This window comes from Falsiruegeria sp. JB4-1 (assembly GCF_055693495.1).
The window spans coordinates 4,023,639-4,036,192 of the sequence record NZ_JBVFTZ010000001.1 but is presented as its reverse complement, the minus strand read 5'-3'; the positions used below and the strand labels follow the sequence as shown (position 1 = coordinate 4,036,192).

Annotated in this window: 13 protein-coding genes and 1 pseudogene; 10 read left to right on the top strand and 4 right to left on the bottom strand. The window is 54.1% G+C overall.

The window, feature by feature from the left end; translation table 11 throughout:
* Positions 1–99 precede the first annotated feature (99 nt).
* From ACZ1HE_RS20570 to ACZ1HE_RS20545, 6 genes are all read left to right on the top strand, one after another.
* The gene (locus ACZ1HE_RS20570) at positions 100–228 is read left to right on the top strand and encodes a rod-binding protein (RefSeq protein ID WP_472623831.1); all 129 of its coding nucleotides are present in this window, start codon (positions 100–102) and stop codon (positions 226–228) included.
* The gene (locus ACZ1HE_RS20565; protein WP_472623829.1) at positions 225–659 is read left to right on the top strand and encodes a flagellar biosynthesis protein FlgN; all 435 of its coding nucleotides are present in this window, start codon (positions 225–227) and stop codon (positions 657–659) included. Before ACZ1HE_RS20570 ends, ACZ1HE_RS20565 begins: the two co-directional genes overlap by 4 nt.
* Positions 660–791: 132 nt before the next feature.
* Positions 792–1,616, top strand: a complete 825-nt coding sequence (locus tag ACZ1HE_RS20560) for a flagellin N-terminal helical domain-containing protein (RefSeq protein ID WP_472623827.1) — start codon at positions 792–794, stop codon at positions 1,614–1,616.
* Positions 1,617–1,681: 65 nt separating this feature from the next.
* Positions 1,682–2,053 (top strand): flagellar biosynthesis regulator FlaF, encoded by a 372-nt coding sequence (flaF, locus tag ACZ1HE_RS20555; protein WP_472623825.1) that lies wholly within the window; start codon positions 1,682–1,684, stop codon positions 2,051–2,053.
* Position 2,054: 1 nt separating this feature from the next.
* A complete protein-coding gene (gene flbT / locus ACZ1HE_RS20550) occupies positions 2,055–2,459 on the top strand; it encodes a flagellar biosynthesis repressor FlbT (RefSeq protein WP_472623823.1) in 405 nt (134 codons plus the stop codon).
* A complete protein-coding gene (locus tag ACZ1HE_RS20545; RefSeq protein WP_472623821.1) occupies positions 2,456–3,247 on the top strand; it encodes a DUF1217 domain-containing protein in 792 nt (263 codons plus the stop codon). The genes flbT and ACZ1HE_RS20545 overlap by 4 nt, the downstream gene beginning before the upstream one ends.
* A 900-nt stretch (positions 3,248–4,147) precedes the next feature.
* On the opposite strand, the gene ACZ1HE_RS20540 is transcribed toward ACZ1HE_RS20545, so the two are convergent.
* The 3 genes and pseudogenes from ACZ1HE_RS20540 to ACZ1HE_RS20530 all read right to left on the bottom strand — a co-directional run bounded on the left by ACZ1HE_RS20540 (position 4,148) and on the right by ACZ1HE_RS20530 (position 7,173).
* Positions 4,148–5,692: a DUF427 domain-containing protein gene (locus ACZ1HE_RS20540; RefSeq protein ID WP_472623819.1), complete on the bottom strand. Its 1,545-nt coding sequence runs from the start codon at positions 5,690–5,692 to the stop codon at positions 4,148–4,150.
* A 519-nt stretch (positions 5,693–6,211) separates the two neighbouring features.
* Positions 6,212–6,914, bottom strand: a pseudogene (locus ACZ1HE_RS20535) (winged helix-turn-helix domain-containing protein).
* On the bottom strand, positions 6,886–7,173 hold the full coding sequence (locus tag ACZ1HE_RS20530) for a hypothetical protein (protein WP_472623817.1): 288 nt from the start codon (positions 7,171–7,173) through the stop codon (positions 6,886–6,888). The pseudogene ACZ1HE_RS20535 and the gene ACZ1HE_RS20530 overlap by 29 nt, the downstream one beginning before the upstream one ends.
* A 176-nt stretch (positions 7,174–7,349) precedes the next feature.
* On the opposite strand from ACZ1HE_RS20530, the gene ACZ1HE_RS20525 reads away from it, so the two are divergent.
* The 4 genes from ACZ1HE_RS20525 (at position 7,350) to ACZ1HE_RS20510 (ending at position 11,281) form a co-directional block, all read left to right on the top strand.
* Positions 7,350–7,799, top strand: a complete 450-nt coding sequence (locus ACZ1HE_RS20525; protein WP_472623815.1) for a hypothetical protein — start codon at positions 7,350–7,352, stop codon at positions 7,797–7,799.
* Between the two features lie 112 nt (positions 7,800–7,911).
* On the top strand, positions 7,912–8,529 hold the full coding sequence (locus ACZ1HE_RS20520; RefSeq protein ID WP_472623813.1) for a ribonuclease HII: 618 nt from the start codon (positions 7,912–7,914) through the stop codon (positions 8,527–8,529).
* 107 nt (positions 8,530–8,636) lie between these two features.
* Positions 8,637–9,740: a DNA methyltransferase gene (locus ACZ1HE_RS20515; RefSeq protein WP_472623811.1), complete on the top strand. Its 1,104-nt coding sequence runs from the start codon at positions 8,637–8,639 to the stop codon at positions 9,738–9,740.
* A 230-nt stretch (positions 9,741–9,970) separates the two neighbouring features.
* Positions 9,971–11,281 carry an adenylate/guanylate cyclase domain-containing protein gene (locus ACZ1HE_RS20510; protein WP_472623809.1) on the top strand — a complete coding sequence of 437 codons (1,311 nt, stop codon included), beginning with the start codon at positions 9,971–9,973 and terminating at the stop codon, positions 11,279–11,281.
* Between the two features lie 93 nt (positions 11,282–11,374).
* On the opposite strand, the gene ACZ1HE_RS20505 is transcribed toward ACZ1HE_RS20510, so the two are convergent.
* Positions 11,375–12,508: an alkane 1-monooxygenase gene (locus tag ACZ1HE_RS20505; RefSeq protein WP_472623807.1), complete on the bottom strand. Its 1,134-nt coding sequence runs from the start codon at positions 12,506–12,508 to the stop codon at positions 11,375–11,377.
* Positions 12,509–12,554 lie beyond the last annotated feature (46 nt).

The following is a 12,554-nucleotide window of genomic DNA, read 5'->3' as shown; positions in this document are numbered from 1 at the left end:
GTGACAAACAGCTGCGCGAAGTTGCCGTCAAACTTGAAGCAACGTTTCTCTCCGAAATGCTGTCGGCGGCGGGGTTGGGAAAAGGACGGGCAGTGATGAATGGCGGGGCTCAGCGAGGACCAGTTCCAATCGTTTCTTGTTCAACAACAGGCAGAGCGCATTTCAAGCTCAGGCGGAATCGGATTGGCCGAGGCGCTTTTTAATGCCCTGAAGGAGGCAGAAAAATGAAGAATGAAACAGCTGACGAGTTGATTGCAGCGTTGGACGAACTGCTAGAACTGGAACGGTCCGCCTTGGTCGAAGGTGAACTGGAGCGCTTGGGTACTCTCCTGCCTGAAAAAGAAAAGCTGATACATAGAATCAATGATCTTGGTTCAGTGGAACGGTATAAATTGAGCGATGTGCGATCAAAGGTTTCACGCAATCAGAATCTGCTCAATGGCGCACTGGAAGGTATTCAAGCGGTTGCCAATCGCATGGCGGAAATGCGCCGTGTGCGTCGTGGGCTAGAGACCTATGACGAAGGGTGCCGAAAGAGGCATCACAACACCCAGGCCAGCAAACAACTTGAAAAAGGGCTTGAGAACCGATTGAATAAAATCAGAGAAATCGAACTTTTCCACTTTAGCATTCCATTAGGACCTGGCGGTCAAAGGTGACCTCGCACCTCGGACTAAGGTGGCGCGGTACCAGGTAAACGGATCTCGCAATCGTCAGAAAGACGTTTAGGCCGCCCCAGCAGGCGGGAAAACTCAGGGCGGAAACCGCCTTATGATTGAAGGAAGACGAACATGACCAGTATTCTGACGAACAACGGCGCAATGGTTGCGCTTCAGACCCTCAAATCGATCAACAACGATCTGACGTCGACACAAAACGCCATTTCGACTGGTAAAGAGGTCGCTATGGCCAAGGATAACTCGGCCATCTGGGCGATTTCCAAGGTCATGGAATCGGATGTGTCGGGTTTCAAGGCCGTATCCGAGTCCCTGTCATTGGGTGAATCGACTGTGGCTGTCGCTTCAGCCGGTGCCGAGCAGATCACCAATATCCTGAACGAGATGAAGGAAAAAGTCGTCGCGGCAACCGGCGAAAACGTTGATAACGCCAAGATCGAGGCTGATGTTGACGAGCTGAAGGCACAGATTACGTCGATCATCGGTGCGTCGCAGTTCAACGGATCTAATCTGCTGAACACCGCTGGCGGCGATATCACGGTATTGTCGTCGCTGGACCGCGATGCAGCAGGTGCCGTTACCGCGCAAAACATCACCGTTGCGTCTGTAGATTTCGAGGCTCAACTTGATCTAGCCACAGTTGATGTGTCTTCAGCTGCTGCTGCTGACGCGTCGATCGATGACATGGAACTTTTGATCCAAAGGGCGGTCAATGGAGCAGCGGCATTAGGTGCGTCTGCCAAGCGCATCGGTGATCAGAACGAATTCGTAAGTAAGGTCACGGATGCAATGACGTCTGGCATCGGGTCGTTGGTCGACACCGATATGGAGGCTGCGTCGGCGCGTTTGAAAGCCCTGCAAACTCAGCAGCAACTGGGTGTTCAGGCTCTTTCGATTGCGAATACTGCACCGCAGACCATCATGTCCCTGTTCCGTTAACCGGCTCTGGCCAGGGCCTTTCGAGGCCCTGGTTCTTTTTTGGTCTGACCACGTAAGGAAAAAATGTGAACGCGATTTCTCTTGCCCAAAAAGCATATTCTGTGACTTCGGCACCAACTCGTACGACGCGAAGCGTTGAATACGAAGCGGTTGCGAGAATTTCCCGCCAAATGCAGCTTGCTCAAGCCAAGGGAGAGAAGGATTTCCCGGCTTTGGTAGAGGCGCTTCACGCCAACCGTAAGCTTTGGGGAATATTTGCTATTGAGGCAGCAAATTCCGACAACCCTCTTCCGGATCAATTGAAGGCGGATCTGTTTTCGCTGGCGGAGTTCACGCGCCGTTACACGAGCCAAGTGCTGGCTCGTGAAGCGCCTGTTGATCCATTGCTGGAGGTGAATCAGGCCATCATGCGTGGCCTTCGCGGAGGGACAGAGTGACATGAGTGGATTGGTTTTGAAATTGGCTCCCAAAGAACGCCTGTTGATCAATGGAGCCGTCATTGAAAACGGAGACAGGCGTGGCCGTTTATCGATTGTGACACCAGACGCCAATATCCTTCGATTGAGAGATGCAATTCACCCCGAAGAAGCAACGACACCTGTACGCAGGGTATGCTATGCGGCGCAACTTGTGCTTTCCGGTGACAGCGACCCGGCCTCGGCGCGGATGCCATTGTTGCGTCGTATCGAGGAATTGAGTCAGGTGTTTACCGACCCGGACAGTCGAGCGTCTTTGGCGGAAGCAACTGATGCGTTGGTCAGTGATCACCATTACCGCTGCCTAAAAGCATTGCGCAGTCTGTTACCTCGCGAAGAACGGCTTTTGGCCACGCATTCCTCATGAGTTTTTCGCCGGTAGTTCCGACATCCGGAATTTCTGGGTGGAGATTTCTGCAGAGAACCTATGAATCTCAGTTGGAGAGTTTTTCAAACTCGCAGATGCGGGTTAGAGAACATCGGTATTTTGTCGAAAACATCGGCAAAGTAACGTCTGCGGAGGATCTTGTTGCAGATCACCGGCTGCTTTCGGTCGCGTTGAACGCGTTCGGTTTGCAAGAGGACATAAGTAACAAGTTCTTTGTGCAGAAGATTCTTCAGGATGGCACTAACAGCGATGATGCGCTCGCAAACCGACTTGCTGATGCGCGATATCAGAAGTTCAGCAAAGCGTTTGGCTTTGGCCCGGGAGAGTTGCGCAAAACAGGCTTGCAGACGAACATGGCAGAAGTCGTTCGGCTGAGCAATCTGGAAGCATTTGAAGAGTCGGTTGGGGAACAAAACGAAACGATGCGCATTGCCCTATACGCAGAGAGGGAACTTCAAGCTCTTGCCAACGAATCCATTGGTGATGATGTCAAATGGTTCTCGGTGATGGGCTTACCCCCTTTGCGACAGATGTTTGAAACCGCTTTGGGCTTGCCAAGTAGCTTTGGGCAAATTGATTTGGACAAGCAGTTGGGCGTTTTCAGGGACAAATTACTGGCAGCGACGGGCTCATCCGAAATTTCACAATTTTCAGACTCTGCTGCAATTGAGCAATTGACCAATCGGTACTTAGCCAGAGCACAAATCAATGAATTCAATGCAAGCAGCTCGTCCTCTTCGATCGCCCTTGCTCTGCTACAAAGCTGAACTCATTTGTCTAAAATGATGCTAATGGCATTGCTGCGCTCAGGTCAAATTTTCGGATGAAGACAGGGAGCTGCCACCAGATGACGACTTTGATCGTCGCAGGAGACGAGTGTCGGTCAAAAAGTGAGAAGCAATTCCCATCTACGAATCCCAAAACTTCTTTGGGTCTCGGTGCAGAGAAATTGCGATCAAAGGCTCTGACAGTTTCAGCTTGCGTTTCACTTTTACCGTTAAACATACTCGGTGGCGTTCACACAGATTGCTTAGCGTGTGGGGGGCCTTTCCATTATCTGTGCGGCAATGAACGAAGTTCATAGAACCGGAAGACGTGGTTTGATACTCTGGTCGCGGCCTGGCGCAAGTGCTGCCCACTGCCTGACAGTGGTCTGCAAGGCAAAACACATAAGGGATTCAGTCAGAGCCGACCCTTCCCTTTTTTTATGGATTTTTCGATCTCTTGCTGTCCTAGCCGTTCGGCATGCCTGCGGCAGACCCGTCGCCCAGCAGCGGTTGCGAAGCAATCTACCGAGAAGGGCCAACTTGCCTCTCTGAGCAAAGCCGACCTCCGGCGGTAGCCATAACGGCCGTATTGTCTAGCCAGTACGATCCTATCGGTCACCAGCCAAATTTTGTCCGGATGGTGTGTCGGGATATGCATCTGTTTAAAACGATGTTGCCCGTCGCGCAGCAGGGGCCTCTGGGAAATTCTGTACTCGCAAATACCGCAGGAGAATCGCCCTTATTGTTCATGCGGGTGGGTCGCGTCGTGAGAATAAACACTACTTTCCGCTGTTGGCTTGTGTAGTACCGCGTAGCCGAACGCCAAAATTACGTCGTCTTCTGTTGAAGACAGCGAGTGGTATCTCATAGTGAAAATCCTCGACTGAATGGAGGAAAGTTCTACTTCGGTCGAACCGCGTAGCATGTGACAGGCTGAGAGACATTGTGTAGTGGAACATCGCCCAATGGGTCGCAGTCATCGCAGGCCGTCAATATGTCCTTGCTAAACACGATACGGCGCCCAACGGTCTTGCCATAGTCACCCAATCGTGCAGCGACGTTGGCCGCATGTCCGATCACGGTGAAATCCAATCTTTCGCGTGATCCGATGTTGCCATAGGTCACTCGCCCGAAGGACAAACCGATTGAGCAGTCGCAAGGTTCGTAAGGGCATTCAATCTCGGGCACTCGGCGCACGATTTCGTTGGCGCTGTTGAGTGCATTGACCCGCGCGGTCTGGTCGTCTTCTCCGGCTGGGAACACCGCCAGAACCGCGTCGCCGATGAATTTGAGAACTTCGCCTCCGTTTTCGTGCACAATGTCGGAAATTCGCTCGAAAAACTCGTTAAGCAAGACGATGTACTGATCGCGCCCCAATAATTCTTCCAGTCTTGTTGATCCGCGCAGGTCGCAGAACATGATCGCGGCGTCAATCTCATCCCCGTCACCTCGGCGGATCTCACCTCCTAAAACGCGTGCGCCTGACCGTTTTCCGACATAGGTTTCAAGCAGGGATTGAGCGTTCTCTCGTTGCATGAAGACTTCATAAAAGCGTGCAATGATTGCCGAGCACTCAAAGATCAACCCAAGGTTGGCAGTTGTGAAGCCGTCAGGGTGATCGCTGGTCAGAGTAAGGACGTTTGTTCGCCCATCTGAAAACGGAAGCGGCATGGCAACATAGTCAGTGGCCCCTTTCGCACGCAGGTCTTCCATGATCGGAAAACTGTGCTCAGGCCGGTCGTCGTCCAAACGTTGACGCACACCACCCAGACCATTCGACACGTGGCGTAGTGGGCTGTTGGTATAGGCCGGGTGATCGTGGATTTCATATGTTGGGGCAAAGGTGGATATCTCGGCTTCGCCTTTTTCCCAAATATAGTGTTTTCCTGCGATGAGCGGATGCAAGGACCATACCAAGACGCCCAGACGGGAGACCGCGACGCCATGTTCGGTCATCTTTTCGGCGAGTGCATGCGTGAAGTCTTCGGGTGTGTTCAGCATCCATGCGTTGCGCAGCAACCAATCTATAAGCGGTCCGCTGATGTTGCCGTCGCTGATCGAGCGGAGGGCGTTCTGACCCAGATCAATGTGGGTATAGCTTTGCTGAGAAAACCCTATGTGGCCTTCGATTTCCCTACTTTCAGGCAAGGCATTTTCATAGGCCCAGACCGAGTTCGAGAGCGAGTCGTCGCTTAAGTTGATGTCGCGGTAGGTGGCCGTTCCCTTGAACGGGCAGAAAGTCTGCAAGTCGGTCGCTGGGCTCAAATCAACGCAGACGTCTTCGCGTGGAAAGTAAACGGTGGGTGGCAGGCGCGTTTCGTACATCACCTTGGCGTTTTCACTAGAGGCCAGCTTTATCCCATTTCGGAACACTTCGACCCGTCCGCCGAGCCGCTCGATATTAATGGCATACCCCTGAACCTGCGGGGACGTGTGGACATTCATAGACCCGGGTCTCCGTCGATTTGCGCAGATACCTATAAGGATGGGGCGGAACACGTGAATTTCCAAGAGGGGCACCCGAAAATCCGAGAATTGGAAAGCGTCGGGTTCTGTGTCATCGTGAATGGAGTTGACAGGAGTTTGAAATGATCCGGGTCCTATTGTTGCTGTCGTTGTCACTTGGTGCCGCACCCCTAGGCGCGCAGAGTAACAAACCACTGACGCGGGATGAGTGCATTTGCGTTGCGGCCTGCGCCTTTCAGGGAAAGCCAATCAATCCGGCAGGAGCGGCTCAATGCCCTCCAATTAATGACGAGCTGGTTTATGATAATATGGCGAGGTGCACATGCAACTCGCCGGTAAGCTCGACCAATCAGACGAAACAAGGAAAGAATCGCACGTCACCCAATCACTAGGCTTTCTCGATCCAGACGAGAACTTAGGGGGATGGTTTCGAAGCCCAAAAGCGCGATTGGTATTCGCCAAGCCAAGACCTGGCGGGCAAGGCGCAATCACTACGGCCTACACCATCTGGATCACATCCTTTTCTATCGCCAGCATGTAACCACGCCGGGCGATATTCTTGACCAAGAGATCGCTTATCATCTGATTTCCAAGCGTATCACGTAGCCGTTTGATTCTAGTCGCGCCGAGCGGCTTCCTCGCAATCCGATGCATCTTTGCCCGAGATCATCGCCTCGATTTGGGCACCTGAAAGAACATCGTCGTCCATCCGTGCTTCGGCCAATACTGACAGGGTTTCGATTGCAGCCGCAGTAAGTTTGAAATCCATATTGTTGAGATAGACAGTATTCTCTTCCCGGCTGATCAGCAGTGAAGTTACCTGAATGCCTGTTCGTTCGATTTGAGCCATACGACGGTTCATCGTAACCAACATCAGAAGAAAAATAAGGGCTGCGATCAGCATCGCGCTGGCAAAGACCAACAACACAAAGATCACCATGCGATAACTGGTCAGAGTGTCGGAAAACGCGGTGCCAGACTGTGCTAATATTTCAAGTAATTTGATTTCGGCCTGAGTTGTCAGGTCGTTGTCGACAAAGACTTGTTCTACCCTGGCATTAAAGGCGTTGGCGTCGGGCAATGTCAGGATCAAAAATACGGCCGCAGTGGCCAGTAAGACGACAATTGCAGCAATCCCGACACCGACAAGCCGTGTTCCGGATCGGCGGGCGTCAGAAACGGAGATAGAATTGTCCGGCATCGGCCTTCCTTTCTTGCAGGCCTTCGGGGCCAAAAACCGAGATGACGTTGAGCAGGGTCCAACCTGCTGCTTGAAGCCGAGCTGATACTTCGGGTGAGGCTTGACCAGGCGTGCAGCTGTTTACCGCGATGACGCCGTAATGCAGTCGCAACGGGCTGTCCTGTTTGGCCTTGTAATCGGCATAACATTCAGCGGCGGCTTGACTTGGCGAGGCTGCAATCAGGGTGGCCAATGCCGCTATGTGCAAGATGTGTTTCATGATCCTTATCCTGATTGCTTGCGCGTGGTTATTCAATAACAGCAGAGCTTTGAGATAGCGGTTATTCAATAACATGGTCGCGATATTGCCTGTCCGAACCACGTCGACCCAAGTTCGGGGTATCCAAGGCGCCCAACTTCGTGGGCTTCTTCAAGACCTCGAAAGGAACTTAGGTCATGCACCGTAAATTCATCGCGTTTATTGTTGCCACAGCCATTGCGATCACAGGGTTTTCCGCTGCCCCCGCTCGGGCAGGAGAAGCGGAGAGAATTCTTGGTGGGCTCGCAGCAATTGCTCTCTTTGGCGCGGCCATCCATCACTACGAAAAGAAGAAAAATCACGAACCGGTTGCCCGTCAACATAACCACTATCAAACAGTAAAGCCCCGTCCTTTGCCGTCGAGCGTTTCGCGGTATGATCTGCCGTCTAACTGCCTTCGGCAGATGCCGAGCTATTCGCGGAACAAGCCTTTGCTGAGTTCACGCTGCCTGTACAAGAACTACAAGTATACCAACCATCTTCCGTCACAGTGCCGCGTGTCGTTCTGGAATGGCAAGCGCAACAAACAGGCCTTTGAGCCCCGCTGTTTGCGTCAACAGGGCTATCGGGTCGTACACAACCGATAGTGATCCCAAGTCGAGCAGGGAGAGCGTCGAAGAACGGCGCCTTGGGGAGAGAGGGTGACCTCTCTCTCCTTTTCTCTTGCGTTTACGGCGGAGACAGGATTTCCCAAGGAGTATGACACTACCAGATTTTGAGATGGAGCGGGCACTACAGGCTCAGGGGTATCTGCGGATTGCAGGAGTGGATGAGGTCGGGCGCGGGCCGTTGGCCGGGCCAGTGACGGCGGCCGCGGTGATCCTGAATCCGAAAGACATCCCCGAGGGACTCAATGACTCCAAGAAATTGACCGCCAAGCGACGCGAAGCATTGGAGGCCGCAATTCATGCCCAGGCCGAGGTATCAATCGCCCATGCCACGGTGGAAGAAATTGATCGAATCAACATCCTCAAAGCTTCGCATTTGGCGATGGAACGGGCCGTGGCAGGGCTCAATCCGCCCCCAGATTATCTGCTGATCGATGGAAACCTGATTCCCCAAGGCCTACAGCTCAGGTCCGAGGCTGTCGTCAAGGGTGACGGTCGATCCGTTTCCATCGCAGCGGCCTCAATTGTGGCCAAAATATGTCGAGATCGTGTCATGGTGGATTTGGCGCAACAGCATCCTGGATATGGCTGGGAAACGAACGCGGGATATCCGTCAAAAAAACATCGCGAGGCGCTGCTAAACCTTGGTGTAACCCCACATCATAGGCGTTCGTTCAAGCCGGTACACAATATCTTGTATCAAGGGTAAATCGTAAGCCTCTGATTCAAAAAAGAATTTGACGCGGAATCCGGTTTGACTCATCCTTAGGTTAACCAAATGAGCGCAAAAATGCGCCGTGGAACCTGAGGCAGAACATGACGAAAACCAAAGTAAAGAGCGCAGCTGCGCTCCCTCTAAACACGATTCTATCCGGTGACTGCATCGAAATGATGAACAGTCTGCCGGAGGCGTCCGTTGATCTGATTTTCGCTGATCCCCCCTATAACTTGCAACTCAAGGGTCAGCTGCATCGCCCTGACAACAGTCAGGTGGACGCGGTCGATGACCATTGGGATCAGTTTTCAAGTTTTGCTGTATACGATCAATTCACCCGCGACTGGCTGAAAGCCGCGCGGCGTCTGCTCAAGCCTAACGGGGCGATCTGGGTGATTGGTTCGTACCACAACATCTTCCGGGTCGGATCGGCCCTGCAGGACGCCGGATACTGGATCCTGAACGATGTGGTCTGGCGCAAGTCGAACCCGATGCCGAACTTCCGTGGCAAACGCTTCACCAACGCGCATGAGACGATGATCTGGGCCTCGAAAGAGGAAGGCGCGAAATACACCTTCAACTACGAAGCGCTCAAGGCACTAAATGAAGGTATCCAGATGCGTTCTGATTGGGTCATGCCGATTTGCACAGGGCACGAGCGGCTCAAGGATGAAAACGGCGACAAGGCCCATCCGACGCAAAAACCCGAGGCGCTGTTGCACCGCATTCTGGTTGGTTCGACCAAGCCGGGTGATGTGGTTCTGGACCCGTTCTTCGGCACCGGCACCACCGGCGCAGTGGCAAAGATGCTGGGGCGCGACTTCATTGGCATCGAACGTGAAGAGGCATACCGCAAGGTTGCGAAGAAACGGATCGCCAACGTCCGTAAATTCGACCGCGAAGCACTGGAGGTTAGTGCATCGAAACGAGCCGAACCGCGCGTACCTTTCGGTCAGTTGGTCGAGCGCGGCATGCTGCGCCCGGGCGAAGAGCTGTATTCCATGAACCAGCGTCATAAGGCCAAGGTGCGCGCAGATGGCACTCTGATTGGCGACAACATCAAAGGTTCGATCCATCAGGTTGGCGCACATCTGGAAAACGCGCCGTCCTGCAACGGCTGGACCTATTGGTGCTTCAAACGCGACGGAAAGACGGTTCCGATCGATGTTCTGCGTCAGCAGATCCGATCCGAGATGCGTAATTAATCTCACAATAGATCAAGAATACCGCCGGTGCCTGTGGCCTGACACATGGCACTACACCTTGCCCCGCCGTTCTCGGCGGGGTTTTTTCTTTTTGTCGCAGGGGGTTTTGGGCGGTACCCTGCCTTCCTATCTCTGTCCAGGACACGAGGGAAATATGTCATGATCGAAACCGCCGCTCCGTCACCGCGCCGTGGAAGGTTTTCTTTACCCAGCCGGACGTTCCCGAAGAGTTGAACGAGTACACACAGGCTGTTCTGGAAAATCATAAACGGGAAGGGCTGGAACTGGCCGTACGGGCTCGTTGGATTGCGATGGCGATCATTGCGGTCTTTCTGGTCTTAATTAATCCCGCGTGGGAGGTTCTGTACTATCACTTCATCCTTGCGTTGATTGCAGCCAACGGTTGGCTGATCCGTCGTGCAGGGCGCGTGGGGCAATCTGGGCTTGAGCTATTTTTGTTGTTCATGGACCTGTTGATCATGACGGTTGGGATGCTGGTACCCAATCCATTCAGCGAAGATGTGCGCCCGGCTGCAATGCAATACAGGTTCGAGAACTTTCAATATTTCATGCTGATCCTTGCGGGCGGTACATTGGCTTATTCTTGGCGTACAGTGATTGCGATTGGGACATGGACGGCGGGAATGTGGACGCTGGGTTGGATCGCAATGTGGTGGTTCGCGACGCCCATTCCCGGCCTGTCGGAGAAGGCAGCGACGGCTTTTCAGGGGTACCCGGATGTTGCCGAGTTCCTGGATCCAAACAGCATTATGGTCAGCCTGCGCATTCAGGAAACGATCGTTTTCCTGATTGTGGCCGTCACGTTGGCGTTCTCGGTTCGGCGCTTCAATCGGTTGTTGATGAGCAACGCAAGCCTCGAACGGGAACGAGCGAACCTGTCGCGCTACTTCTCGCCCAATGTTGTGGACCAGCTTAGCCAGAACGACGAGCCGCTAAAGCAGGTACGAAATGAAAATATCGCAGTGCTCTTTATCGACATCGTGGGATTTACCAAGTTTGCCGCTGATCGCGATCCCTATTCCGTGATCGAATTGCTGCGGGGGTTCCATTCCCGGATGGAGGCTGAGGTGTTCCGCCACAATGGTACGCTGGACAAATACCTGGGTGACGGTCTGATGGCGACGTTCGGCACGCCTATTTCAGGAGAGCGGGACGCATCCAACGCGATGGCCTGTGCCCGGTCGATGGTGCAGGTGTTGGAAAAGTGGAACGGCGAGCGCAAACGCGCTGGCGAACCTGAAATTCATGCCGGGATCGGGGTGCACTATGGGCCCGCGTTGTTGGGCGATATCGGCGCAAACCGCTTGGAGTATGCGGTGATCGGCAATGCGGTAAATGTCGCAGCGAAGTTGGAGGGGTTGACCCGCGACTTTGGCGTCAAGCTGGTGGTTAGCAGCGATCTGCGGGATCAAGTCATTCGTGAGCACATCGCAGGGCTGGAGTGCCTGGATGGGTTGGAGTTGCACTCGGACCAAGGTGTGCGGGGTGTGGACGGGCGCATGGACGTCTGGACCTTGTGACGGAGGCACTCCCGCCCATCGTTGACGCCTGCGGCGTCGCCTCTGGTTGGGCCAGGCAGCGCACCTGCGGTGCGCTGCGGTCGCGTTTCCTTGTCAGCGGGGCATTGGGTGGCGGGCTTTGTTGTAGTCCAGCCAATCTGTGATCTCGGGGTAGTAGTGTCGCCGCCAACTGCGCACGCGGGGGTTCATGATGCGGCGCCATAGTGGCGGGATCATTGCTGCCACGGTCATCACGGGATAGCCGTAGGGCAGCTGCGGTGCGTCCTCTTCGGTGTGGTTCTGCAACAGTGGAAAGCGGCGGTCGGGTTTGTAGTGGTGGTCCGAGTGGCGCTGCAGGTTAATCAGCAGCCAGTTTGATGCCTTGTGTGCAGCGTTCCAGGAGTGGCGCGGCTGCACCGTCTCATACTTACCGTCGCCAAGATGCTTGCGGGTCAAGCCGTAGTGTTCAACGTAGTTGACCAGTTCCAATTGCCAGATTGCGACCCCAGCTTGCACAAGGAACAACAACACGCCGCTGAAGCCACCCAACACAAAGGCCAGCAGGATCATCCCGGCTTGCAGTGCCCAATAGCGGAAGAAAGGGTTGCTCAGGCTTGTCCATGAGAGTCCCTTGCGCGCGAGCATGTCTTTTTCAGCTTTGAATGCGCTGCGCCAGCACTGGATCAGGACGCGGGGGTAGAACCGGTGGAACCCTTCGTTGTAGCGGGCAGTCACCGGGTCGCGAGGGGTGCCGACATAGCGGTGATGCACCAGCAGATGCTCGGACCGGAAGTGGCTGTATAGGACCATGGCCAACAGGATATCACCCAAGGTTCGCTCGAAGCGGCTTTTCTGATGCATCAGCTCGTGGCTGTAGTTAATGCCGACGGTGCCGGTGATGACGCCAACACCAAAGAACAGGGCGACTTTCTCCAGGCTGCTCAGATGGGCGTTGTGCGTCGCATACCAGATCAGACCAAAGAGGGTCAGGAATTGTATTGGCGCCCACAACTGCGTGAGGCGGATGTACCAATTCAACTGCCCGTCGGGTGTTTGCGGGTCTGCATTTTCGGTGTTGAGCCCGGTCAACTGATCAAGGATCGCAAACGCCCACCATGTCGTCAGTGGCACCAGGATCAGGCTCCATCCGCCCGTCATCGCTGCAAACCAGGCCAGTGGAACCAGCAGCAGTGAAATCCAGAAGGGTAGGGCATTTTGCCAGCGACTGAGCGTTTCGGGTGCGATCATGATGGGCTCCGCATCGGAATTACACGCAGTCTAACGTGGGCTTACC

Excerpts from the sequence above, each read along its gene's own strand:
- ACZ1HE_RS20570 (WP_472623831.1), top strand. The coding sequence starts at position 100 with ATGGCGGGGCTCAGCGAGGACCAGTTCCAATCGTTTCTTGTTCAACAA.
- ACZ1HE_RS20565 (WP_472623829.1), top strand. The coding sequence starts at position 225 with ATGAAGAATGAAACAGCTGACGAGTTGATTGCAGCGTTGGACGAACTG.
- ACZ1HE_RS20560 (WP_472623827.1), top strand. The coding sequence starts at position 792 with ATGACCAGTATTCTGACGAACAACGGCGCAATGGTTGCGCTTCAGACC.
- flbT (WP_472623823.1), top strand. The coding sequence starts at position 2,055 with ATGAGTGGATTGGTTTTGAAATTGGCTCCCAAAGAACGCCTGTTGATC.
- ACZ1HE_RS20545 (WP_472623821.1), top strand. The coding sequence starts at position 2,456 with ATGAGTTTTTCGCCGGTAGTTCCGACATCCGGAATTTCTGGGTGGAGA.
- ACZ1HE_RS20540 (WP_472623819.1), bottom strand. The coding sequence starts at position 5,692 with ATGAATGTCCACACGTCCCCGCAGGTTCAGGGGTATGCCATTAATATC.
- ACZ1HE_RS20530 (WP_472623817.1), bottom strand. The coding sequence starts at position 7,173 with ATGAAACACATCTTGCACATAGCGGCATTGGCCACCCTGATTGCAGCC.
- ACZ1HE_RS20525 (WP_472623815.1), top strand. The coding sequence starts at position 7,350 with ATGCACCGTAAATTCATCGCGTTTATTGTTGCCACAGCCATTGCGATC.
- ACZ1HE_RS20520 (WP_472623813.1), top strand. The coding sequence starts at position 7,912 with ATGACACTACCAGATTTTGAGATGGAGCGGGCACTACAGGCTCAGGGG.
- ACZ1HE_RS20515 (WP_472623811.1), top strand. The coding sequence starts at position 8,637 with ATGACGAAAACCAAAGTAAAGAGCGCAGCTGCGCTCCCTCTAAACACG.
- ACZ1HE_RS20505 (WP_472623807.1), bottom strand. The coding sequence starts at position 12,508 with ATGATCGCACCCGAAACGCTCAGTCGCTGGCAAAATGCCCTACCCTTC.